Origin of the sequence: Thermus thermophilus, from assembly GCF_019974155.1 — a bacterium.
Classification (GTDB): domain Bacteria; phylum Deinococcota; class Deinococci; order Deinococcales; family Thermaceae; genus Thermus; species Thermus thermophilus_C.
The window spans coordinates 1,144,390-1,166,165 of record NZ_AP025158.1 but is presented as its reverse complement, the minus strand read 5'-3'; the positions used below and the strand labels follow the sequence as shown (position 1 = coordinate 1,166,165).

Annotated in this window: 21 protein-coding genes and 1 pseudogene; 17 read left to right on the top strand and 5 right to left on the bottom strand. The window is 68.9% G+C overall.

Going from position 1 to position 21,776, the window contains the following annotated elements; translation table 11 throughout:
- Positions 1–8 precede the first annotated feature (8 nt).
- The 4 genes from TthTMY_RS06270 to TthTMY_RS06255 all read right to left on the bottom strand — a co-directional run bounded on the left by TthTMY_RS06270 (position 9) and on the right by TthTMY_RS06255 (position 3,263).
- Positions 9–1,049, bottom strand: coding sequence for a fatty acid desaturase (locus TthTMY_RS06270; RefSeq protein ID WP_096410664.1), 1,041 nt, complete (start codon positions 1,047–1,049; stop codon positions 9–11).
- Positions 1,050–1,133: 84 nt separating this feature from the next.
- Positions 1,134–1,592: a D-aminoacyl-tRNA deacylase gene (gene dtd, locus TthTMY_RS06265; protein WP_096410663.1), complete on the bottom strand. Its 459-nt coding sequence runs from the start codon at positions 1,590–1,592 to the stop codon at positions 1,134–1,136.
- Positions 1,593–1,594: 2 nt separating this feature from the next.
- Complete coding sequence (locus TthTMY_RS06260; protein ID WP_172844619.1) at positions 1,595–2,446, bottom strand: DegV family protein; 852 nt, start codon at positions 2,444–2,446, stop codon at positions 1,595–1,597.
- Positions 2,421–3,263, bottom strand: a complete 843-nt coding sequence (locus TthTMY_RS06255) for a DegV family protein (protein WP_096410661.1) — start codon at positions 3,261–3,263, stop codon at positions 2,421–2,423. Before TthTMY_RS06255 ends, TthTMY_RS06260 begins: the two co-directional genes overlap by 26 nt.
- A gap of 86 nt (positions 3,264–3,349) precedes the next feature.
- Between TthTMY_RS06255 and serA the strand changes: the two genes are divergently transcribed.
- The 4 genes and pseudogenes from serA to mpgP all read left to right on the top strand — a co-directional run bounded on the left by serA (position 3,350) and on the right by mpgP (position 7,356).
- Positions 3,350–4,915 (top strand): phosphoglycerate dehydrogenase, encoded by a 1,566-nt coding sequence (gene serA / locus TthTMY_RS06250; RefSeq protein ID WP_096410660.1) that lies wholly within the window; start codon positions 3,350–3,352, stop codon positions 4,913–4,915.
- 183 nt (positions 4,916–5,098) lie between these two features.
- Positions 5,099–5,339, top strand: a pseudogene (locus TthTMY_RS11960) (GbsR/MarR family transcriptional regulator); the annotation flags it as partial.
- 65 nt (positions 5,340–5,404) lie between these two features.
- Entirely contained in the window at positions 5,405–6,580 is a 1,176-nt protein-coding gene (gene mpgS, locus TthTMY_RS06245; protein WP_096410659.1) for a mannosyl-3-phosphoglycerate synthase, read from the top strand.
- Positions 6,577–7,356, top strand: a complete 780-nt coding sequence (gene mpgP / locus TthTMY_RS06240) for a mannosyl-3-phosphoglycerate phosphatase (protein ID WP_096410658.1) — start codon at positions 6,577–6,579, stop codon at positions 7,354–7,356. Before mpgS ends, mpgP begins: the two co-directional genes overlap by 4 nt.
- Here mpgP and TthTMY_RS06235 read toward each other — a convergent pair.
- Positions 7,328–8,701 carry a PucR family transcriptional regulator gene (locus TthTMY_RS06235; RefSeq protein WP_096410657.1) on the bottom strand — a complete coding sequence of 458 codons (1,374 nt, stop codon included), beginning with the start codon at positions 8,699–8,701 and terminating at the stop codon, positions 7,328–7,330. The two genes, mpgP and TthTMY_RS06235, sit on opposite strands and share 29 nt — an antisense overlap.
- Before the next feature lie 147 nt (positions 8,702–8,848).
- On the opposite strand from TthTMY_RS06235, the gene hpaI reads away from it, so the two are divergent.
- From hpaI to TthTMY_RS06170, 13 genes are all read left to right on the top strand, one after another.
- Positions 8,849–9,745, top strand: a complete 897-nt coding sequence (hpaI, locus tag TthTMY_RS06230; protein WP_096410656.1) for a 2,4-dihydroxyhept-2-ene-1,7-dioic acid aldolase — start codon at positions 8,849–8,851, stop codon at positions 9,743–9,745.
- Positions 9,742–10,482 carry a fumarylacetoacetate hydrolase family protein gene (locus tag TthTMY_RS06225; protein ID WP_096410655.1) on the top strand — a complete coding sequence of 247 codons (741 nt, stop codon included), beginning with the start codon at positions 9,742–9,744 and terminating at the stop codon, positions 10,480–10,482. Before hpaI ends, TthTMY_RS06225 begins: the two co-directional genes overlap by 4 nt.
- Entirely contained in the window at positions 10,479–12,026 is a 1,548-nt protein-coding gene (gene hpaE / locus TthTMY_RS06220; RefSeq protein ID WP_223903089.1) for a 5-carboxymethyl-2-hydroxymuconate semialdehyde dehydrogenase, read from the top strand. The genes TthTMY_RS06225 and hpaE overlap by 4 nt, the downstream gene beginning before the upstream one ends.
- Positions 12,027–12,036: 10 nt before the next feature.
- Positions 12,037–13,488: a 4-hydroxyphenylacetate 3-monooxygenase, oxygenase component gene (gene hpaB / locus TthTMY_RS06215; protein WP_223903088.1), complete on the top strand. Its 1,452-nt coding sequence runs from the start codon at positions 12,037–12,039 to the stop codon at positions 13,486–13,488.
- Positions 13,485–13,949, top strand: a complete 465-nt coding sequence (gene hpaC, locus TthTMY_RS06210; RefSeq protein WP_096410654.1) for a 4-hydroxyphenylacetate 3-monooxygenase reductase subunit — start codon at positions 13,485–13,487, stop codon at positions 13,947–13,949. The genes hpaB and hpaC overlap by 4 nt, the downstream gene beginning before the upstream one ends.
- Complete coding sequence (gene hpaD, locus TthTMY_RS06205; protein ID WP_096410653.1) at positions 13,937–14,893, top strand: 3,4-dihydroxyphenylacetate 2,3-dioxygenase; 957 nt, start codon at positions 13,937–13,939, stop codon at positions 14,891–14,893. The genes hpaC and hpaD overlap by 13 nt, the downstream gene beginning before the upstream one ends.
- A gap of 97 nt (positions 14,894–14,990) precedes the next feature.
- Positions 14,991–16,163 (top strand): ABC transporter substrate-binding protein, encoded by a 1,173-nt coding sequence (locus tag TthTMY_RS06200; RefSeq protein WP_096410652.1) that lies wholly within the window; start codon positions 14,991–14,993, stop codon positions 16,161–16,163.
- Positions 16,164–16,166: 3 nt separating this feature from the next.
- Positions 16,167–17,171, top strand: coding sequence for a branched-chain amino acid ABC transporter permease (locus TthTMY_RS06195; RefSeq protein ID WP_096410651.1), 1,005 nt, complete (start codon positions 16,167–16,169; stop codon positions 17,169–17,171).
- On the top strand, positions 17,168–18,925 hold the full coding sequence (locus TthTMY_RS06190) for an ABC transporter permease subunit (protein WP_096410650.1): 1,758 nt from the start codon (positions 17,168–17,170) through the stop codon (positions 18,923–18,925). The genes TthTMY_RS06195 and TthTMY_RS06190 overlap by 4 nt, the downstream gene beginning before the upstream one ends.
- Positions 18,922–19,653 (top strand): ABC transporter ATP-binding protein, encoded by a 732-nt coding sequence (locus TthTMY_RS06185; protein WP_096410649.1) that lies wholly within the window; start codon positions 18,922–18,924, stop codon positions 19,651–19,653. Before TthTMY_RS06190 ends, TthTMY_RS06185 begins: the two co-directional genes overlap by 4 nt.
- Positions 19,650–20,060 carry a hydroxyphenylacetyl-CoA thioesterase PaaI gene (paaI, locus tag TthTMY_RS06180; RefSeq protein ID WP_096410648.1) on the top strand — a complete coding sequence of 137 codons (411 nt, stop codon included), beginning with the start codon at positions 19,650–19,652 and terminating at the stop codon, positions 20,058–20,060. The genes TthTMY_RS06185 and paaI overlap by 4 nt, the downstream gene beginning before the upstream one ends.
- Positions 20,017–21,351 (top strand): phenylacetate--CoA ligase, encoded by a 1,335-nt coding sequence (locus TthTMY_RS06175; protein ID WP_223903087.1) that lies wholly within the window; start codon positions 20,017–20,019, stop codon positions 21,349–21,351. The genes paaI and TthTMY_RS06175 overlap by 44 nt, the downstream gene beginning before the upstream one ends.
- On the top strand, positions 21,351–21,776 hold the full coding sequence (locus TthTMY_RS06170) for a thioesterase family protein (protein WP_096410647.1): 426 nt from the start codon (positions 21,351–21,353) through the stop codon (positions 21,774–21,776). Before TthTMY_RS06175 ends, TthTMY_RS06170 begins: the two co-directional genes overlap by 1 nt.

Sequence of the window (21,776 nt, the reverse complement as noted above, 5' to 3'; positions counted from 1 at the left end):
GCCCTCTTTTATACACCCTCGGGGGCGGCGCTTCCCTCCCGGAGAAGGCGGTGGGCCTCCTTGAAGCCCACGAGTTTGCGGCGCTTTTCGTCGTGGAGGTGCATGTCGGCGAAGGCGATGCGGAAGGCGTCCTTCAGGGTCACGGTGGGGGCCACCTTCACCAGGTCCACCTCCTCCTGCACCTTGGGCAGGAGGTAGTTGGGGATCTTGGGGGCCAGGTGGTGGATGTGGTGGAAGCCGATGTTCCCGGTGAGCCACTGCAGGACCTTGGGGAGCTTCAGGTAGGTGCTCCCCTCCATGGCCGCCTTCAGGTGCTCCCAGCGGGGGTCGTGCTCCCAGTAGGCGTCCTCAAACTGATGTTGCACGTAGAAGAGGAAGATGCCCACCATTCCGGCGAGGTACTGGATGGGGAGGTAGACGAGGAGGAGGGTCTTGAGGCCGAAACCGAGGTAGATGCCCGTCCAAAGCAAGACCAGGAAGAGGTTGGTGAGGGCCACGGAGTTGCGCACGGAGGGCCTCTCTGAGCCGTAGCCCAAGGGCAGGCGGTAGGAGAGCATGAAGACGTAGATGGGCCCCAGGAGGAACATGACGAAGGGGTTGCGGTAGAGGCGGTACCTAAGCCTTTCCCCGGGGGTGGCCTTGAGGTACTCCTCCAGGGTCATGGTGTAGATGTCCCCCACGCCCCGCTTGTCCAGGTTGCCGCTCGTGGCGTGGTGGCGGGCGTGGGAGAGCTGCCAGTGGTGGTAGGGGACCAGGGTCAGCACCCCGGCGAAGAAGCCCAGGGCGTCGTTCATCCACTTCTTGGGGAAGAAGGAGCCGTGCCCGGCGTCGTGCTGGAGGATGAAAAGCCGCACCAGGAAGAGGGCGGCCAGGAGGTCCAGGGCTAGGGTGAGGAGCAAGGAGACCTCGAGGGCCTTGTGGGCCAGGTAGAAGAGGAGGAGGAGGAGGGGCAGGAGGGTATCCGCCACCTGGCGGAGGCTTCGGGAGAGGTGGGGCTTGGTGTAGGGCTTGATGAGGGGGATCCAGTCTTTGGGTTCTACTTTTTTCATGCCTATCCCGCGCTTTTTAGGGCGCGCTTTAGCCTATGCCCTTTCCCCATGAGGCGGATGAGAGCCCTCCCGGGGCCCAGGGGGTCACCGGGGTCTAAGCCGCTCCTCCGAGTCCAAGAGGAGGGTCACGGGGCCGTCGTTCACCAGGTGCACCCGCATGTGGGCCCCGTAGACCCCGGTTTCCACGTGCACCCCTTGCTGCAGGAAGGCCTCTATGGCCGCCTCGTAGAGCCTTTTTCCCTGGTCGGGGGGAGCGGCCTTGACGAAGGAGGGGCGGTTGCCCTTGCGGGTGTCGGCGTAGAGGGTGAACTGGCTGACCAGAAGCACCTCCCCTCCCACGTCCTTGAGGGAGAGGTTCATCTTGTCCTGGGCGTCGGGGAAGATCCGGAGGTTGACGATCTTGCGGGCAAGGTAGAGGGCGTCCTCGAGGCTGTCCTTCTGCCCCACCCCGAGGAGGACCAGAAGGCCCAGCCCGATCCGCCCCACCACCTCCCCCTCCACCTCCACGAAAGCCTCGGAGACCCGCTGCACCACCGCCCGCACGCCTACCTCCTGGGCCCGGCGAAGAGGGCCACGGTCCCGGGCCCCGCGTGCACGCTCACCGCCGCCCCCGCCTGGAGGGCGGCCAGGACCTCCACCCCCTCGGCCTGCACCAGGGCCTTCAGGGCCTCCACCCCTTCGGGGTTTCCCGCGTGGGCCAGGTGGACCAGGCCCCTTTCTGGGAACTCTTGTCGGAAAAGCTCGGCCACCTTGCGCAGGCCCTCCCCGAAGCCCCGCACCTTGCGCCCGGCCTCCACCCGGCCTTCCCGAAAGGTGAGGATGGGCAGGACCCGGAGAAGCCCCCCCACGAAGTGGGCCAGGCCCCCGATGCGCCCCGAGCGGTGGAGGTAGGTGAGGGTCTGGGGGAGGACGTACCCCCTCACCCTCTGGCGGTAGGGAGCGAGGGCCTCCTCCAACCGCTCCCAGACCACCCCAAAGCGCAAAAGCCGCCGGGCCTCCTCTAGGACCAGCCAGAGCCCCCCGTTCAAGGACCAGGAGTCCAGCACCTTCACCCGGGAACCGAAGGCCCGGGCCACCCCTTGGGCCGTGGCCACGGTCCCGGAAAGCTTCCCGGAGACGTGCACGGAGACCACCCGGTCGTGGGTGGCGAGGAGCCTTTCGTAGGTTTCCCGTAGGTCCTCCGGGGCCACCTGGCTGGTGGTGAGCCTTTCCCCCTTCGCCAGGAGGGCCAGCACCTCCTCCGGGGAGATGTCCAGGAGGTCGCGGAAGCTCCTTCCCCCGTGGACCACCTGCTGGGGCACCAGGTGGATGCCGTGGGCCAGGGCCTCCTCCGGGGAAAGCCCCAGGGTGGTGTCGGCCACGAAGGCCACGCTAGAGGCTGTAGGCGTAAAAGCCATAGGTTCCCGGTCCCGTGTGGCTCGCGATCACCGCCCCGAGCTCGCTCACCAGGGCCTCTTCCACGGGCAGGCCGGAGGCCAGGACCTCTTGGCGGAGCGCCGCCACCGCGTCCTCGTCCCCGCTGTAGAGGAAGTAGGCCCGGATCCGCTTCCGGCCCTCCGCCCAGGCCCGGAAGGCCTTGAGGATCTCCTCCCGGGCCTTTTTTTCCCCCCGGGCGCGGCCTGCGGCCTCCACCCGGCCCTCCTTCAGGGTGAGGACGGGCTTCAGGTTGAGGAGGGTTCCAAGGAAGGCCTGGGCCCCGCCGATGCGTCCACCCCGCTTCAGAAACTCCAGGGTGGCCACGCTGAAGCGGACGAAGTGGTCCCGGCGGAGGCGCTCAAGCTCGGCGAGGACCGCCTCCAGGCTTTGGTCTTCCTCCAGGAGCTCCTTGGCCCTGAGGACCATCATGCCCACGCCCAGGGAAGCGGCCTGGGTGTCCACCACCGTGACCCGCCCCGGGAACTCTTGGGCGGCCAGCTCCGCCGACTGCACCGTTCCCGAAAGCTTCCCGGAGATGTGGAGGGAGAGGACGTGGTCTGCTTCCCCCAGGGCCTCCTCGTAGACCCGGGCGAAGTCCTCGGGGGAGGGCTGGCTCGTGGTGGGGAAGGCCGCGCCCTCCCGGACCTTCTGAAAGATCTCGCTGGGGCTGATCTCCTCCCAGTCCCGGTAAATGGCCCCGCCCAGGTTCACGTAGAGGGGCACCACCCGGACGCCGAGGCGCCCCCTCAGGTCCTGGGGCAGGTCGGAGGTGGAGTCGGTTACCAGGGCAATCCGCATCGCCGCACCTTCGCGAGAGAGGATACCACGGGTGTAGTGTAAGGGGGAAGTTGCCCTAGGCCCCGCTTGGTGCTACTTTTGGCCCTATGTGGAGGGTCCTGGTCTCGGACGACATGCGTCTGGGGGAGGCGCGGTACCCGGGGGTGATCCTGGACTACCGCCCGGGGATCGGGCGGGAGGAGCTTTTGGAGATCATCCCCGCTTACGATGCCCTCATCACCCGAAGCCGCACCCGGGTGGACGCGGAGCTTCTCCAGAGGGGGAAGCGCCTTAAGGTGGTGGGCCGGGGCGGGGTGGGGGTGGACAACGTGGACCTCGAGGCGGCAAGCCGCCTCGGGATCCTGGTGGTGAACGTCCCCGAGGCCAATACCCGTTCCGCCGCCGAGCTTGCCTTCGGCCTCCTCCTCGCCGCCGCCCGGGGCATCGCCCTTTCCGACCGGAAGCTGCGCCAGGGGGAGTGGGACCGGAAGTTTTTGGGCCTGGAGCTCAAGGGAAAGACCCTGGGCATCGTGGGCTTAGGCCGCATCGGAAGCCAAGTGGCCCGCTTCGCCAAGGCCTTTGAGATGCGGGTTCTGGCCTACGACCCCTACATCCCCAAGGCCCGGGCGGAAAGCCTCGGGGTGGAGCTTCTGGAGCACTTGGAGGACCTCCTCCGGCAGAGCCACTTCCTCACCGTCCACACCCCCCTCACGGAGGAGACCCGGGGGATGATCGGCCGGAGGGAGCTTTACCTCCTGCCCCGGGGGGCGGTGGTGGTGAACGCGGCCCGGGGCGGGATCATAGACGAGAAGGCCCTCCTCGAGGTCCTGGAGGAGGGCCACCTCTTCGCCGCGGGCCTGGACGTCTTCGCCGAGGAGCCGCCTCCCAAGGACCACCCCCTCATCCACCACCCCAGGGTGGTCCACACCGCCCACCTGGGGGCGAACACCCTCGAGGCCCAGGAGCGGGTGGGGGAGGCCATCTTGGAGAGGGTGGTGCGCACCCTGGAGGGGGACCTCTCCTACGCCCTGAACACCGGGTTTGACCCCGAGGCCCTGGAGGCCCTCCGGGGCTTCCTGCCCCTGGGGGAGGCCTTGGGCAAGCTCCTTGCCCAGATCACCCGGGGCCGCCCCCAGGCCCTGGAGGTGCGCTTCCTGGGCCAGTTTGAGAAGGACCCCGAGCCCGTGGCCAGCGCCGTGGCCAAGGGGCTTCTCGCCCGGGTCCTGGGGGAGGGGGCGGTGAACCTGGTCTCGGCGAGGCCCCTCCTCAAGGACCGGGGCATCCACCTCACCACCCTGCGTTCCGAGGAGGCGGGGGAGTACACCCGGCTCGTGGAGGCCAGGCTCTCCACCGACCAGGAGGAGCGCCGGGCCCGGGGAGTGGTGATCGGGGGAAGGCCCCGCCTCGTGGGCATTGACGGCTACGCCCTGGAGGTGGTGCCCGAGGGGTACATGCTGGTCTGCGTCAACTACGACCGCCCCGGGGTGGTGGGCCAGGTGGGGACCCTCCTGGGGGAGGCCGGGGTGAACATCGCCGGGATGCAGCTCGGGCGGGACGTGCCCGGCGGCCGGGCCCTCTTCGTGCTCACCGTGGACCAGAAGCCCTCTCCTGAGGTCCTGGAGGCCCTGAGGGCCCTTCCCGTGCTGGAGCGGGTGGACCTGGTGGAGCTGTAGCCGTAAGGGGAGAGAAAAGGCACAAACGAGAGTAATCGTGAGGTTTATCACACAACGCCCATTCTGGATTCCGAGTGTTCGCACTTGACCAAACTTTCTTTCTGAACCTCCTGCCCTGTAGGCGTCAACCCCCACCTCGCCCACTGGGCGGAAGAGGCGGCCCGCCTCTTTGAGGCCGGGGGCGTGCCTCGGATGGCGGGCCGGGTTCTGGCCTTCCTCTTGGTGGCCGACCCCCCGAGCCCACGGCCAAGGAGGTGGCCCAGGCCCTAGGAGCGAGCAAGGGGGCCCTGGGCCCGGCCCTGGGCTACCTGGTACGCCTTCACCTCGTGGAGCGGTTTCGCCGCCCGGGGAGCGGGCTAACCGCTATACCGTGCGCCCCGGGGTCTGGCGGCGGATCCTGTGGGAACAGGCCAAGGTGCTGGGGTAGCTGGGAGAGAAGTCACAAGCTGACGAAATCGTGAATAAAATCACAAAATGTACACTAGGGGCATGCGTCTGGAGATCCCCAACCACACCGAGCGCTTCGGCGTCGTCCGGCTCCACGAGGTGCAACGCATTTTGGAGCTGGACTCCGGGCGCGTGCGGGACGAGTCCCCGGCCGTGGGGCTGCGCCGCCTGGACGACGCCGACCTCAGGGACGTTTTAGAGCAGACGGCCATCGTGGTGCCCACGCGAAACGAGCGCCTGAAGCTCCTGGAAGGCGTCCTCTCCGGGATCCCCCACGAGGCCCTCATCCTCGTGGCCTCCAACAGCAGCCCCGACCGCCTCCAGATGGAGCGGGACCTCCTGGAGGAGTTCGCCTACCTCACCGAACGGCCGGCCCTCATCTTCCACCAGAAGGACCCCGCCCTCGCCGAGGCCCTGCGGGCAGGGGGCTACCCTTACCCCATCGGGGAGGACGGCCTTGTGCGGAGCGGGAAGGCGGAGGGGATGATCCTGGCCTTGGTCTTCGCCGCCCTTTCCGGCAGGCGCTACGTGGGCTTCATTGACGCCGACAACTACTTTCCCGGGGCCGTCTGGGAGTACGTCCGGGCCTACGCCGCGGGCTTCCTCATGGCCAAGACGCCTTTCGCCATGGTGCGCATCCTCTGGCGCTACAAGCCGAAGCTCACCGAGGACGAAGGGGTGGTCTTTCGCCGCTACGGCCGGGTCTCCGAGCGGAACAACCGGGCCCTCAACCAGCTCATCGGTAGCGTGAGCGGCTTTGAGACGGACGTGGTCAAGACGGCGAACGCCGGGGAGCACGCCATGAGCCTCGGCTTGGCCCTCCGCCTCCCTTGGGCCTCCGGCTACGCCGTGGAGCCCCAGGAGCTGGTCTCCCTCCTGGAGCTCTACGGCGGGATCTTCCCCTTGGAGGACGAGGAGGTGTTGCGGCATGGGGTGGAGGTCTTCCAGATTGAGACCCGGAACCCCCACCTCCACGAGAACAAGGGGGACGAGCACATCCGCGACATGCTCCTCGCCTGCCTCGCCACCGTGTACCACTCCAAGCTGGCCACGGAGGAGGTGCGGCAGAGCGTGCTGGAGGAACTCCAGGCCGCAGGCGCCCTAGCTCCCGGGGAGGAGCCCCCGCCTCCCACCCTCTACCCGCCCCTTGCCAGCCTGGACCTCCAGGCGGTGCGCAAGGCGCTCCGGGGCCACCTCTCCCGCTTCCGGGTGCCATGATCGTCTTTACCGACCTGGACGGAACCCTCTTGGACGAGCGGGGGGAGCTCGGCCCCGCCCGGGAGGCCTTGGAGCGCCTCCGGGCCTTGGGGGTGCCCGTGGTCCCGGTCACGGCCAAGACCCGGAAGGAGGTGGAGGCCTTGGGCCTCGAGCCCCCCTTCATCGTGGAGAACGGGGGAGGCCTCTACCTCCCCCGCCACTGGCCCGTGCGGGCGGGGCGGCCCAAGGGGGGCTACCGGGTGGTCTCCCTGGCCTGGCCCTACCGGAAGGTGCGGGCCGGGCTAAGGGAGGCAGAGGCCCTGGCGGGGCGGCCCATCCTGGGCTACGGCGACCTCACCGTGGAGGCCGTGGCCCGCCTCACGGGGCTTTCCCCGGAGGCGGCGCGGCGGGCCAAGGCGCGGGAGTACGACGAGACCCTGATCCTCTGCCCCGAGGGGGTGGAGGCGGTCCTTAAGGCCTTGGAGGACGTGGGGCTGGAGTGGACCCACGGGGGGCGCTTCTACCACGCCGCCAAAGGGGCGGACAAGGGCCGGGCGGTGGCCCGGCTCAGGGCCCTGTGGCCCGACCCCGAGGAGGCCCGCTTCGCCGTGGGGCTTGGGGACAGCCTGAACGACCTTCCCCTATTACAAGCCGTGGACCTGGCGGTCTACGTGGGCCGGGGGGACCCCCCGGAGGGGGTCCTGGCCACGCCGGCGCCGGGCCCGGAGGGCTTCCGCTACGCGGTGGAGCGTTACCTCCTCCCCCGGCTCAGCCGGCGAGGAGGGAGCGGGCCCTGAGGGCCAGGTGGACCCGGGCCAGGGTCTCGGGGGCGCTCAAGGGGCCGATCCGCTCCTCCACCCGCTTCAGGCGGTAGCGGAGGGTGTTGGGGTGAATGTGGAGGGCCTGCGCCGCCTCTTCTAGGGTGGCGCTTTCCATGTAGACCTCCAGGGTGCGGAGAAGCTTGGGGGGGAGGGGGAGGAAGCGCTCCACCAGGGCCTTGAGGTCCTCGGGGGACTGCTGCAGGAGGACGAAGGCCACGGGGTCAAGGCCCGCGAAAGAGAGGGCCTCGCCGGGACGGGCGGCCTTGAGGGCGATGAGGGCCTCGCGGTAGGCCTCCTGGACCTCGCCGCCGGCGTGCACCGCCGAGTAGCCCAGGCGGCTTCCCGGGGGTAGGGCCTCGAGGAGGGCCTCCGCTTCCCGCCTCGGGTTGTGCACCTGCCACATGGCGGCCACCCGGTTCCCCCGGGCCGTGAGGAGGTAGGGGACGCCGAGCCGGTCCAGGTAGGCCCCAATCCGGCGGCGGAGCTCCAGGGTGGCCTCCCGCCTCCGCTCTTCCGCCAAGCGGTGCCGCCCCAAGACGGCGGGCGGCTCCACCAGGGCGAGGACCCACTCCACCCCCTCCACGAAGCCGAAGGCGAAAAGCCTTTCCGGATCGGCCTCGCCCAGGATGAGCCCTTCCAGCAGAGCGCCCCCGAGGGTCTCCTCCTGCATGCGTTCCACGCTCCGCTCCCGGGCGCGGAGCCTTAAGAGCCTTGCCGCCACCTCCAAAAGCCCCCAGGCCCGGAGGAGGTCTTCCTCCTCCCCGTAGGCCACGAGGAGGGCCTCCCCCGCCTCGAGGGCCGCCCAACCCCTCCCCGTGCCCGGCTCCTTGGGGTGCCGGGCGGGGACGGGCCCGGCGAAGCCCAGGACCTCCCCCCAAGGGGCCACGTGGGCCAGGGCAAGCCCCGTGGCCTGGTGCAGGACCTCCAAAAGGGCGCGCTCGGGAAGCCTCAGGAAGAGGTCCAGTAGCCCCGCCAGGGCCATCCCTGGGGCCAGGGCGAAGAGGCGGAGGGCGAGGGCCTGCTCCAGGCTTTCCCGCTTGAGCCAGGGGGGGTAGAGGGCAAAGCCCAGGCCCTCCCGCTCGGCGAAGGCCAGGACCTCGGGGTCCGGTTCCGGGAGGAGGAAGCCCGCGGCGCTGCGGTAGCGGTAAAGCCCCTCCTGGGGCCGGAAGAGGAGGAGGGCCCCCTCGGGGGAGAGGAGGGGCCTAGGCGCCGGGAGGAGGTAGAGGACGGGCCGGGAGGAAGGGCGGAGGACCTCGAGGCCCAGCCCCCCCACCAGGGCGTCAAAAGAGGTGTCTTTGGGAACAAAATTTTCGCTTTTCATTGTCATCTTACACGATATCACGGCCCCTAAGGGGCGTGAGGGCAGAGAATTTTGTATGAAAAAACAAATTTTTCTGCATCTTTGTCTAATTCACCGGTTGCCCCCGGCGGCCCGCCCCCGCATCCTGGGAAGCGAAAGGAGCCCAGCATGTTCCGCGGTTCCATACCGCCCCTACCCACACCCTTTCGGCGAGGCCGGTTGGACGAGGAGGCCCTAAGGCGCCTGGTGGAGCGGGTCGTCCAGGGGGGCTCCCACGGCGTGAGCGTGGGGGGCACCACGGGCGAGCCCGGCGCCCAGACCCTGGAGGAGAGGAAGCGGGCCATAGAGGTCGTTCTGGACCAGGTGGCGGGCCGCGTCCCCGTGATCCCGGGGACCGGGGCGCTTCGCCTGGAGGAGACCCTGGAGCTCACCCGCTTCGCCAAGGAGGCCGGGGCCCAGGGGGCCATGGTCATCGTCCCCTACTACGTCAAGCCCAACCAGGAGGGGCTTTACCGCTACTTCGCCGAGGTGGCGAGGGCCGTCCCCGACTTTCCCCTCCTCATCTACAACATCCCGGGGCGGGCCGGGGTGGAGATCGCCCCCAAGACCGTGGGGCGCTTGAGGCGGGACTTCCCCAACATCGTGGGCCTCAAGCACTCCTCCAAGGACCTGGAGTACCTCTCCCACCTCTTTTTAGAGGCGGGGCGGGACTTCCTCGTCTTCTGCGGCCTGGAAAGCCTCACCCTCCCCATGATGAGCCTGGGGGCGGTGGGGACCATCGCCGCCACCGCCAACTGGCTCCCCAAGGAGGTGGCCCTCCTCTGCGAAAGGGCGTTGGCGGGGGACTACCAGGGGGCGCGGGAAATGCACTTCTACCTCCTCGAGGCCAACGAGGCCATCTTCTGGGACACGAACCCCATCCCCTTAAAGACCGTCCTCTCCTGGATGGGGCTATTGGAAAAGGAGTGGCGGCCCCCCTTAGGCCCCACCACCCCGGAGGTGGAGGAGAGGCTTCGGCGCATGGCCGAGCGCTACGGCCTCATCCCCCAGAAGGAGGTGGCGTGAAGCTCGCCCGGTTTCTCGCCAAGGGAAGGGTCCACCAGGGGGTCTACCGGGAAGGCCTCCTCCTGGACGAGGCGGGGGAGGCCCACAGGCCGGAGGACGTCACCTGGCTCCTCCCCTTCACCCCGGGGAAGGTCCTGGGCGTGGCCTTGAACTACGCCGATCACGCGGAGGAGCTAGGCCTAGCGCGCCCTGAGGAGCCCGCCCTCTTCTGGAAGCCCAACTCCAGCCTCCTCCCCCACAAGGGGGTGGTCCTCTACCCCAAGGGGGCGAGGTTCGTCCACTACGAGGTGGAGCTCGCCGTGGTGGTGGGCCGCCCCATGAAGCGGGTGAGGGCCAAGGACGCCCTGGACTACGTCCTCGGCTACACCATCGCCAACGACCTCGTGGCCCGGGACTACGTGACCAACACCTTCCGCCCCCCCATCCGGGCCAAGGGGCGGGACACCTTCCTCCCCCTGGGGCCCTTCCTCGTGGTGGAGGAGGTGGAAGACCCCCAGAACCTTTGGCTTCGGGCCTACGTGAACGGGGAACTTAGGCAGGAGGGGCACACCTCGAGGATGCTCTACTCCGTGGCGGAGCTATTGGAGTTCATCTCCGAGTTCATGACCCTGGAGCCCTACGACGTCCTCCTCACCGGCACCCCCAAGGGGATCAGCCAGGTGCGGCCCGGGGACGTGATGCGCTTGGAGATTGAGGGCCTTGGGGCCCTGGAAAACCCCATAGAGGAGGAGCCATGAGGTACGCGGACCGGGTGGCCGGGATTCCCTGGGAGACGATTGAGGAGGTGCGCCGGCGCCTCAAGGAAAGGCCCGCCCTTCACTTCATCGCCGGGGAGTTCGTCCCCTCGGAAAGCGGGGAGACCTTTCCCTCCTTAGACCCCGCCACGAACGAGGTCCTGGGCGTGGCGGCAAGGGGCGGGGAGAGGGAGGTGGACCGGGCGGCCAAGGCGGCCCACGAGGCCTTCCCAAGGTGGAGCCGCACCCAGGCCAAGGAGAGGAAGCGCTACCTCTTGAGGATCGCCGAGCTCATAGAGAAGCACGCCGACGAGCTCGCCGTGATGGAGTGCCTGGACGCGGGGCAGGTCTTGAGGATCGTCCGGGCCCAGGTGGCCCGGGCGGCGGAGAACTTCGCCTTCTACGCCGAGTACGCCGAGCACGCCATGGAGGACCGGACCTTCCCCGTGGACCGGGACTGGCTCTACTACACCGTGCGGGTTCCCGCAGGCCCCGTGGGAATCATCACCCCCTGGAACGCCCCCCTGATGCTCTCCACCTGGCGCATCGCCCCCGCCCTCGCCTTCGGGAACACCGTGGTCCTGAAGCCCGCGGAGTGGAGCCCCTTCACCGCCACGAAGCTCGCGGAGATCTTAAGGGAGGCAGACCTTCCCCCGGGGGTCTTCAACCTGGTCCAGGGGTTTGGCGAGGAGGCGGGGGCGGCCCTGGTGGCCCACCCCCTCGTCCCCCTCCTCACCCTCACCGGGGAGACGGAGACGGGGAAGATCGTCATGCGCAACGCCGCAGACCACCTCAAGCGCCTCTCCCCGGAGCTCGGCGGCAAAAGCCCCGCCCTGGTCTTCGCCGACGCCGACTTGGAGAGGGCCCTGGACGCCGTGGTCTTCCAGATCTTCTCCTTCAACGGGGAAAGGTGCACCGCAAGCTCCAGGCTCCTCGTGGAGGAGAAGATCTTTGAGGACTTCGTGGGGAAGGTGGCGGAAAGGGCCAGGGCCATCCGGGTGGGCCACCCCCTGGACCCGGAGACGGAGGTGGGGCCCCTGATCCACCCCGAGCACCTTCAAAGGGTCCTGGGCTACGTGGAAACGGGGAAGCGGGAGGGGGCGAGGCTCCTCGTGGGCGGGGAGCGGGCCAAGACCTCCTTCCGGGGGGAGGACCTCTCCCGGGGGAACTACCTCCTCCCCACGGTCTTCGTGGGGGAGAACCACATGAAAATCGCCCAGGAGGAGATCTTCGGGCCTGTCCTCGTGGCCATCCCCTTCAAGGACGAGGAGGAGGCCTTGAGGAAGGCGAACGACACCAAGTACGGCCTCGCCGCCTACGTCTTCACCCGGGACTTGGAAAGGGCCCACCGGCTCGCCCTGGAGCTCGAGGCGGGGATGGTCTACCTGAACAGCCACAACGTCCGCCACCTGCCCACGCCCTTCGGCGGGGTGAAGGGAAGCGGGGACCGGAGGGAGGGGGGCACCTACGCCCTGGACTTCTACACCGACCTCAAGACCGTCGCCCTTCCCCTCCGCCCCCCGCACGTGCCGAGGTTCGGAAAGTAGGAGGTGCCGTATGGCCAGGACCGGAGCGGAGTACATGGAGGCCCTTAAGGAGCGTCCCCCCAACCTCTGGTACAAGGGGGAGAGGGTGCAAGACCCCACCACCCACCCCGTCTTCCGGGGGATCGTGCGCACCATGGCCGCCCTCTACGACCTGCAGCACGACCCCCGCTACCGGGAGGTCCTCACCTACGAGGAGGAGGGGAAGCGGCACGGGATGAGCTTCCTCATCCCCAAGACCAAGGAGGACCTGAAGCGGAGGGGGCGGGCCTACAAGCTCTGGGCCGACCAGAACCTGGGGATGATGGGGCGGAGCCCCGACTACCTCAACGCCGTGGTCATGGCCTACGCGGCGAGCGCCGACTACTTCGGGGAGTTCGCCGAGAACGTCCGGAACTACTACCGCTACCTCCGGGACCAGGACCTCGCCACCACCCACGCCCTCACCAACCCCCAGGTGAACCGGGCCAAGCCCCCTTCCGCCCAACCCGACCCCTACATCCCCGTGGGGGTGGTGAAGCAGACGGAGAAGGGGATCGTGGTCCGGGGAGCCCGGATGACGGCCACCTTCCCCCTGGCGGACGAGGTCCTCATCTTCCCCTCCACCCTCCTCAAGGAGGGCCCCGGGGCGGAGAAGTACGCCCTCGCCTTCGCCCTGCCCACCTCCACCCCGGGCCTCCACTTCGTCTGCCGGGAGGGCCTGGTGGGGGGGGATAGCCCCTTTGACCACCCCCTCTCCAGCCGCCTCGAGGAGATGGACTGCCTGGTGGTCTTTGACGACGTCCTCGTCCCCTGGGAGAGGGTCTTCATCCTGGGGAACGTGGAGCTCTGCAACAACGCCTACGCGGCCACGGGGGCCCTGAACCACATGGCCCACCAGGTGGTGGCCCTGAAGACGGCGAAGACCGAGGCCTTCCTTGGGGTGGCCGCCCTCATGGCCGAGGGCATCGGGGCGGACGTCTACGGCCACGTCCAGGAGAAGATCGCCGAGATCATCGTCTACCTCGAGGCCATGCGGGCCTTCTGGACCCGGGCCGAGGAGGAGGCCAAGGAGAACGCCTATGGGCTTCTCTGCCCGGACCGGGGGGCCCTGGACGGGGCCAGGAACCTCTACCCGAGGCTTTACCCCAGGATCCGGGAGATCCTGGAGCAGATCGGGGCCTCCGGCCTCATCACCCTCCCCTCGGAGAAGGACTTCAAGGGGCCCCTCGGCCCCCTCTTGGAGAAGTTCCTCCAGGGGGCGGCCCTCGAGGCCAAGGAGCGGGTGGCCCTCTTCCGCCTGGCCTGGGACATGACCCTCTCCGGCTTCGGGGCGAGGCAGGAGCTCTACGAGCGCTTCTTCTTCGGGGACCCCGTGCGCATGTACCAGACCCTCTACAACGTCTACGACAAGGAGCCCTACAAGGAGAGGATCCGCGCTTTCCTCAGGGAAAGCCTCAAGGTCTTTGAGGAGGTCCGGGCGTGACCTCAGGGGAGCCCCAGAAGGCCTTCAAGGAGGCCCTCGCCCGCTTCGCCAGCGGGGTCACGGTGGTGGCGGCCAGGCTTGGGGAGGAGGAACGGGGGATGACGGCCACCGCCTTCATGTCCTTGAGCCTCGAGCCCCCCCTCGTGGCCCTGGCGGTGAGCGAGCGGGCCAAGCTCCTCCCCGTCCTCGAGGGGGCGGGGGCCTTCACCGTGAGCCTTCTCCGCGAGGGGCAGGAGGCGGTCTCGGAGCACTTCGCGGGAAGGCCCAGGGAGGGGATCGCCCTGGAGGGGGGGAGGGTGAAGGGGGCCCTCGCCGTCCTCCGCTGCCGCCTCCACGCCCTCTACCCCGGGGGGGACCACCGGATCGTGGTGGGCCTGGTGGAGGGGGTGGAGCTCGGGGAGGAGGGGCCTCCTTTGGTCTACTTCCAAAGGGGCTACAGGAGGTTGGTATGGCCATCGTGAGGGTGGGGTTCATAGAGCTTTGGGTGCGGGACCTGGAGAAAAGCCTGGAGTTCTACCAGGGGCTTCTGGGCTTCCGCCTGGAGCACCGGGAGGAAGGGGCGGCCTACCTCCGGGGCTATGAAGAGCTGGAGTGGAGCCTCAAGCTCACCCAGGCCCCCTTCCCCGCGGTGCGCGCCCTGGGCTTCAAGGTGGACGAGAAGGGCCTGGAGCAGGGCCTGGCCTGGGCCAGGCAGGAAGGCGTTCCCTATCGCCTCGAGTCCGACTGGGGCAGGCCTGAAATCCTCCGCCTCCAGGACCCCTTCGGCTACCCCCTGGCCTTCTACTTCAAGGCGGAAAAGCTCCCCCGGGTCCTCCAGAACTACCACGAGCACCGGGGGCCCGGGATCCTGCGCATAGACCACTTCAACGTCTTCTCCCCCGTGGTGGGGGAGGCCACGCGGTTCTACCAGGAGGTCTTCGGCTTCCGCCTCACGGAGTACACGGAGGACGACCAAGGAAGGCTTTGGGCGAGCTGGCTCCACCGCAAGGGCAACGTGCACGACATCGCCTTCACCAACGGGGAAGGCCCCAGGCTCCACCACTTCGCCTACTGGCTTCCCGACCCCCTCGCCGTGCTGAAGGCGGCGGACATCCTGGCGGGGGCCATGCGCACGGACCAGATTGAGCGGGGCCCCGGGCGGCACGGGATCTCCAACGCCATGTTCCTCTACCTCAAGGACCCCGACGGGCACCGCATAGAGCTTTACACCTCCGACTACCTCACCGTGGACCCCGACCTGCCCCCGGTGCGCTGGAGCCTGAACGACCCCCGCCGCCAGACCCTCTGGGGGCACCGCACGCCCAAGAGCTGGTTCCTGGAGGGGAGCGTACTGCTGGACCTCGAGGACAACCCCGTGCCCACGCGCCCCTCGGTCCTGCAAGGCCTCCCCGAGCACGTCACTTGACGGGACAAAGGTCCCTTCCTAGACTGGGAGGCGAACCGAACGGCCGTTAGTTTGGTCCAAACCGGGCAAGCCCGGTGTGGAGAAAAGGAGGGTCAAGATGAAGCGCGCGTTGGCGTTGGTGACGTTCTTGGCGTTGGCGGCCCTGGCCCAAGGCGCCCTGAAGGTGGGGGTCGTGGTTTCGGCCACGGGGCCCGCGGCCTCCTTGGGCATCCCCGAGCGGAACACCTTCCTCATGCTCCAGGAGCTTTTGGACCGCCAGGGGGGCGTGGCCGGGCGGAAGGTGGAGTTCGTCATCCTGGACGACGCCTCCGACACCACCCAGGCGGTGCGGAACACCCGGAGGCTCGTGGAGGAGGGCGTGGTGGCGATCATCGGCACCACCACCACCCCGGCCTCCTTGGGCATGATCCCCGTGGTGGCCGAGGCCAAGGTGCCCATGATCTCCCTGGCGGCCAGCAAGGACATCATCCACCCCGTGGACGCCCAGCGCTTCTGGGTCTTCAAGACCCCCCAGACGGAGGAGCTCATGGCCCGGGCCATCGTGGCGGACATGGTGGCCCGCGGGGTGAAGACCGTGGGCTACATCGGCTTCAACGACGCCTACGGGGAGGGCTGGGCCCGCTTCTTTGAGGCCGAGGCCAAGGCCAAGGGGCTCCAGGTGGTGGCGAGCGAGCGCTACAACCGCACGGACACCAGCGTCACCGGCCAGGCCCTGAGGATCCTCGCCCGCAGGCCCGACGCCGTCCTCATCGGCGCGAGCGGCACCCCGGCGGTCCTTCCCCAGCGCACCCTGAAGGAGAGGGGCTACCGGGGCCTCATCTACCAGACCCACGGGGTGGCCAACCCCGACTTCCTGCGGGTGGGCGGCAAGGACGTGGAGGGGACGTTGCTTCCTGCCGGGCCCATCCTGGTGGCGGAGCAGCTTCCCGGCGCCTTCCCCTCCAAGCGGGTCGCCCTGGACTACATCCAGCGTTACGAGGCCAGGTACGGCATCGGCAGCTACTCCACCTTCGGCGCCCACGCCTGGGACGCCTGGCTCATCCTTAGGCCCGCCCTGGAGCGCGCCCTCAAGAAGGCCGACCCCGACAAGGACCTCGCCGCCTTCCGCGCCGCCCTGCGCGACGAGATCGAGGCCACCAAGGGCCTCGTGGCCACCCACGGCGTCTTCACCTTCACCAAGGAGGACCACCTGGGCCTCCGCTTTGAGGACGCCGCGGTGATGGTGCGGGTGGAGAACGGCCGCTGGAAGCTGGAGCGGGTCTTCCGTTAGGCCATGGACGCCACCATCCTCGGCCTCCTCCTCCTGGACGGCGTGCAGAACGGGGTCATCTACGGGCTTCTCGCCCTGGCCATGGTCCTCGTCTTCGCCGTGACCCGGGTGATCCTGGTGCCCATCGGGGAGCTCATGATGTTCGCCCCCCTCTCCCTGGTCTGGCTCCAAGAGGGAAGGCTCCCCGGCACCCTCGGGCTCGCCCTCGCCCTGGGGGCCCTTTGGGCCCTTTTGGAGCGGGGAAGGGGCCGGGCCCTTCCCCTCCTCGGGGGGGTGGGGCTTCTTCTCCTCTTCCTCCTCGCCCGGGGAAGCCCGGCCCTCGCCTATTTGGCGGCCCTCCTCCTCGTGGTCTACCTGGGGGTGGCCACCTACCGGGTCTTCTTCCAGCCCATGCGGGCTGCTTCCCCGGAAGGGGAACACCGAGGGGCCACGGTCCTCGCCCTCCTCATCATGGCCGTGGGGCTCCACGTGGCCTACCAGGGCCTGGGCCTCGTCTTCTTTGGCCCGGAGCAGTTCCGCCCTGACCCCCTTCTCCAGGGGGAGGTGGCGGTGGGCCTCACCTGGCAGGGCGTCTTGGTCCTGGCCTTCGCCCTGGTCAGCGCGGCGGCCCTCTACCTCTTCTTCCGCCGTTCCCTCTTCGGGAAGGCCCTTCTGGCGGCGGCGGAGAACCGGGTCGGGGCGAGGCTTTGCGGCATCCGCCCGGAGGAGGCGGGGATGGTGGCCTTCGCCATTGCGAGCCTCATGGCGGCCCTTTCGGGGCTTCTTTTGGCGCCCCTCATCAACGCCGCCTACTTCATGGGCTTTATGCTGGGGCTCAAAGCCTTCGTGGCGGCCATCCTGGGTGGGCTCGTGAGCTACCCGGTGGCCTTTTTGGGGGCGGTCCTGGTGGGGCTTTTTGAAAGCTTCACCAGCTTCTACGCGAGCGCCTACAAGGAGGCCCTGGTGTTCCTCCTCTTGGTGCCGGCCCTCTTCTACCAGAGCCTCCGGGCGAAGGGGGTGGAGGAGTGAGGCGGTACCTCTGGTTTGTCCTGCTCCTCCTTCCCTTCCTCCTCGCGCCCTTCCCCTTTTACCTCACCCTCCTGAACTTCTTCGCCATCGCCGCTTTGGTGGCCCTCTCCCTCTACGTCCTCACGGGGCTTGGCGGGATGACGAGCTTCGCCCAGGCGGCCTTCATGGGGGTGGCGGCCTACGCCACCGCCCTCCTCACCACGCGGGCGGGGGTTTCCCCCTGGGCGGGGCTCGCCCTGGGCCTCGGCCTCACCCTGGCCTTCGCCTTGGTGCTGGGCCTCCTCACCGTCCGGCTCAAGGGGCACTTCCTCCCCCTTTCCACCATCGCCTGGCAGGTGGCCCTTTACATCCTCGCCGGAAACCTGGTGGGGCTTACCGGAGGGCACACGGGGCTCACCGACCTCCCGGCCCTCGCCCTCTTCGGCCTCCCCCTGGACAGCCCCTTCCGCTACGCCTTCCTAAGCCTCTTCCTCCTCGCCCTCCTCGTCCTCGCCCTCCATAACCTCCGGGAAAGCCGCCTGGGCCGGGCCCTTCTCGCCCTTAGGGGGGACGCCCTCACCGCGGCGAGCTTCGGGGTGGACCCGGCGGCCCTCCGGCTTAAGGCCTTCCTCCTCGCGGGAGGGATCGCGGGGCTTGCGGGGTTCCTCTACGCCCACTTCCTGCGCTTCGTGAACCCCACCCCCTTCTCCCTCGAGGCCTCCATCAAGTACCTGGTGATGGCGGTGGCGGGCGGGGTGGGGACGATCCCCGGGGTGGTCCTGGGGGCCGCCTTCTTCACGGGCCTCGAGGACTGGCTCAAGGACCTCCTTCCCCTCCTCCTCGGGCGCCAGGGGAACTACGAGACCATCGCCTACGGCCTGGTGCTGGCGGGGATCCTCCTCTTCGCCCCCCAGGGGCTCTGGCCCCTCCTTGCGGGGAGGCGCGCCTTCGGGCGGCAGGCCCTCCCCGAGGCGAAGCCTCTTCCCCAAAGGCCCCCTTCGGGCCCGCGGGGGGAGGTGGTCTTGGAGGCGAGGGGCCTAAGGAAGGCCTTCGGGGGGCTTCTCGCCGTGAACGGCGTGTCCTTCGCCTTGAGGCGCGGGGAGATCCTCGCCCTCATCGGCCCCAACGGGGCGGGAAAGAGCACCACCTTCAACCTCGTCACCGGGGCCCTCCCTCCGGACGGGGGGCAGGTCTTCCTCTTCGGCCAGGAGGTCACCGGGCTTCCTCCCTACCGCGTCCACCCCTTGGGCCTGGGCCGCACCTTCCAGCACCCCCACATCTTCCCGGAGATGACGGTCCTGGAGAACGCGGCCCTGGCCACCTACGCCCGCACCCGGGCGGGGTTTTTGCAGGTCCTTTTCGGCCTCCACCGCAAGGAGGAGGCACAGGCCCTGGCCACCGCCCTCGAGGCCCTCAGGCGGGTAGGCCTGGGGGAGCTTGCTTTGGAGCGGGCGGACCGGCTCACGGCGGGGCAGCAGCGCCTTTTGGAGCTTGCCCGGCTCCTCGCCTCGGGGGCGGAGGTCCTCCTTTTGGACGAGCCGGGAGCGGGGCTTAGGGCCGGGGAGAAGCGGGAGCTCGCGAAGCTCCTTCTGGCCCTCGCCCGCGAGGGGTACAGCGTCCTCCTCGTGGACCACGACATGGACCTCGTCATGGGGCTTGCCGACCGGGTGGTGGTGATGAACTACGGGGAGAAGATCGCCGAGGGGACGCCCGAGGAGGTGCAGAAGAACCCCCTGGTGCGGGCGGCCTACCTGGGGGAGGTGGAGGCGGCATGAGCCCCCTGGCCGTGCGGGACCTCACGGTGCGCTACGGGGCCCTGGAGGCCGCGCGCGGGGTCTCCTTCGCCCTGGAGGAGGGGGAGGCCTTGGCCCTCATCGGCCCCAACGGGGCGGGGAAGACGAGCGTCCTCAAGGGGATCCTCGGCCTCGCCCGGGCCGAGGGGGAGGTGCGCCTTGGGGGAAAGCCCCTCCCCCACAGGACCCCCGAGGCCCTCCTCCAGCGGGGCGTGGTCCTCGTCCCCGAAGGGCGGGCCCTCTTCCCTGGGCTATCCGTGGAGGACAACCTCCTCCTCGGGGGCTTCGCCCGCTTTAGGAGGGGAGAGGACCTCAGGGCGGACCTCAAGCGGGTCTACGCCCTTTTCCCCCGCCTGGAGGAAAGGCGGCGCCAGCCCGCGGGAACCCTCTCCGGCGGAGAGCAGCAGATGCTCGCCATCGGCCGGGCCCTCATGGCCAGGCCCCGCCTCCTCCTCCTGGACGAGCCCTCCTTGGGCCTCGCCCCCCTCGTCGTCCAGGAGATCTTCCGCACCCTGGCCGCCCTCAAGGGGGAGGGGGTGACCCTTCTCCTCGTGGAGCAGAACGCCAAGATGGCCCTCTCCCTGGCGGACCGGGGGGTGGTCCTGGAGGCGGGGGAGGTGGCCCTTTCGGGGCGGGCCGAGGAGCTTAAGGCCAACCCCCGGGTGGTGGAGGCCTACCTGGGGGCGGCGCGGGAGGTGGAAGGGGGATGAGGGACCCCTTCATGGAGGCCTTGGGCCTAAAGGTCCTCCGCCTCGGCCCGGGGGAGGCGGTGGTGGCGGGGGAGGTGGGGGAAGCCCACCTGAACCTCCACGGCACCGCCCACGGGGGCTTCCTCTACGCCCTGGCGGACAGCGCCTTCGCCCTGGCCAGCAACTCCCGGGGACCCGCCGTGGCCCTCTCCTGCCGCATGGACTACTTCCGGCCCCTTGGGACAGGGGCGAGGGTGGAGGCGAGGGCGGTGGAGGTGAACCTCTCCCGGCGCACGGCCACCTACCGGGTGGAGGTGGTCTCCGAAGGGAAACTCGTGGCCCTCTTCACGGGAACGGTCTTTCGCTTGGGAGGTGATGGGGATGATGTACCAGCCGGAACTGGAAACCCTGCCCAGGGAGAAGCTTAGGGCGCTTCAGGAAGAAAGGCTTCGCCGCGTGGTGGCCTACGTCTACGAGCGGGTTCCCTTCTACCGGAGGCTACTTGACGAGGCCGGGGTGGACCCCAAGCGGTTTAGGGGCCTTCAGGACCTCCCCAAACTCCCCTTCACCAAGAAGACGGACCTCCGCGACCACTACCCCTTCGGCCTCTTCGCCGTGCCCCGGGAGGAGGTGGCGAGGATCCACGCCTCTAGCGGCACCACCGGCAAGCCCACCGTGGTGGGCTACACCAGGGCCGACCTCAAGGTCTTCGCCGAGGTGGTGGCCCGCTCCTTGGCCGCGGCCGGGGCGAGGCCCGGGATGATGCTCCACAACGCCTACGGCTACGGCCTCTTCACCGGGGGCCTCGGCCTCCACGGAGGGGCGGAGGCCTTGGGGATGACGGTGGTGCCGGTCTCCGGGGGGATGACGGAAAGGCAGGTGATGCTCATCCAGGACTTCCGCCCCGAGGTGATCTCCTGCACCCCCTCCTACGCCCAGACCCTGGCGGAGGAGTTCCGAAAGCGGGGGATCTCCCCGGAGGAGCTCTCCCTGGAGTACGCCGTCCTGGGCGCCGAGCCCTGGACCGAGGCCATCAGGAAGCAGGTGGACGAGGGCCTTGGGGTGAGGAGCACCAACATCTACGGCCTCTCCGAGATCATCGGCCCCGGGGTTTCCAACGAGTGCGTGGAGGAGCGCCAGGGAAGCCACATCTGGGAGGACCACTTCCTGCCCGAGGTGGTGGACCCGGAAACCGGGGAGCCCCTCCCCGAGGGGAAGGTGGGGGTTCTGGTCTTCACCACCCTCACCAAAGAGGCCATGCCCCTCCTCCGCTACTGGACCGGGGACCTCACCTTCCTCACCTACGAGGCCTGCACCTGCGGCCGCACCCACGTGCGCATGGGGCCCATCCTCGGCCGCACCGACGACATGCTCATCATCCGGGGGGTGAACGTCTACCCCACCCAGGTGGAGGCGGTCCTTCTGGACATCCCCGAGGTGGAGCCCTACTACCAGATCGTGGTGCGGCGGGAGGGCACCCTGGACGAGGCCGAGCTCAAGGTGGAGGTCTCCGAGGCCTTCTTCCGGGAGATCGGCCAGAAGGCCCTCTCCGACGAGGTGGTGGAGGCGGACCACCGGCTCCACGCCCTAAGGGAGCGGATCGCCCGCAAGATCAAGGACAACATCGGCGTCACCATGAAGGTCACCCTCCTCCCCCCGGGCCAGGCCCCAAGGAGCGAGGGGGGGAAGCTCAGGCGGGTCCTGGACTTGAGGAAGTGATGCGTCCCATCCCCGAAGGCTACGAGGCGGTCTTTGAGACCGTGGTCACCCCCGAGATGACGGTGCACTTTGAGGAGCTGGGCCCCGTCCACCCCGTCTACGCCACCTACTGGATGGTCAAGCACATGGAGCTCGCCGGGCGCAAGATCATCCTCCCCTTTCTGGAGGAGGGGGAGGAGGGGATCGGGAGCTACGTGGAGGCCCGGCACCTGGCCTCGGCCCTTCCCGGGATGCGGGTGAGGATCGTGGCCCGCCACGAGAGAACCGAGGGGAACCGGGTCCACGCGCGGGTGGAGGCCTACAACGAGCTTGGGGACCTCATCGGGGTGGGGCGCACGGAGCAGGTGATCCTCCCCAAGGCCAAGGTGGAGGCCCTCTTCCGGAGGCTCAAGGAGCGCTGGGAGGCGGAGCGGTCGCCCTCGTAG

Coding starts and splice junctions, on each gene's coding strand:
- hpaB (WP_223903088.1), top strand. CDS start 12,037: ATGGCCAGGACCGGAGCGGAGTACATGGAGGCCCTTAAGGAGCGTCCC.
- TthTMY_RS06195 (WP_096410651.1), top strand. CDS start 16,167: ATGGACGCCACCATCCTCGGCCTCCTCCTCCTGGACGGCGTGCAGAAC.
- hpaI (WP_096410656.1), top strand. CDS start 8,849: ATGTTCCGCGGTTCCATACCGCCCCTACCCACACCCTTTCGGCGAGGC.
- mpgP (WP_096410658.1), top strand. CDS start 6,577: ATGATCGTCTTTACCGACCTGGACGGAACCCTCTTGGACGAGCGGGGG.
- serA (WP_096410660.1), top strand. CDS start 3,350: ATGTGGAGGGTCCTGGTCTCGGACGACATGCGTCTGGGGGAGGCGCGG.
- hpaE (WP_223903089.1), top strand. CDS start 10,479: ATGAGGTACGCGGACCGGGTGGCCGGGATTCCCTGGGAGACGATTGAG.
- TthTMY_RS06170 (WP_096410647.1), top strand. CDS start 21,351: ATGCGTCCCATCCCCGAAGGCTACGAGGCGGTCTTTGAGACCGTGGTC.
- hpaD (WP_096410653.1), top strand. CDS start 13,937: ATGGCCATCGTGAGGGTGGGGTTCATAGAGCTTTGGGTGCGGGACCTG.
- TthTMY_RS06235 (WP_096410657.1), bottom strand. CDS start 8,701: ATGAAAAGCGAAAATTTTGTTCCCAAAGACACCTCTTTTGACGCCCTG.
- TthTMY_RS06185 (WP_096410649.1), top strand. CDS start 18,922: ATGAGCCCCCTGGCCGTGCGGGACCTCACGGTGCGCTACGGGGCCCTG.
- mpgS (WP_096410659.1), top strand. CDS start 5,405: ATGCGTCTGGAGATCCCCAACCACACCGAGCGCTTCGGCGTCGTCCGG.
- TthTMY_RS06255 (WP_096410661.1), bottom strand. CDS start 3,263: ATGCGGATTGCCCTGGTAACCGACTCCACCTCCGACCTGCCCCAGGAC.
- TthTMY_RS06200 (WP_096410652.1), top strand. CDS start 14,991: ATGAAGCGCGCGTTGGCGTTGGTGACGTTCTTGGCGTTGGCGGCCCTG.
- TthTMY_RS06175 (WP_223903087.1), top strand. CDS start 20,017: ATGTACCAGCCGGAACTGGAAACCCTGCCCAGGGAGAAGCTTAGGGCG.
- TthTMY_RS06270 (WP_096410664.1), bottom strand. CDS start 1,049: ATGAAAAAAGTAGAACCCAAAGACTGGATCCCCCTCATCAAGCCCTAC.
- paaI (WP_096410648.1), top strand. CDS start 19,650: ATGAGGGACCCCTTCATGGAGGCCTTGGGCCTAAAGGTCCTCCGCCTC.
- TthTMY_RS06260 (WP_172844619.1), bottom strand. CDS start 2,446: ATGGCTTTTACGCCTACAGCCTCTAGCGTGGCCTTCGTGGCCGACACC.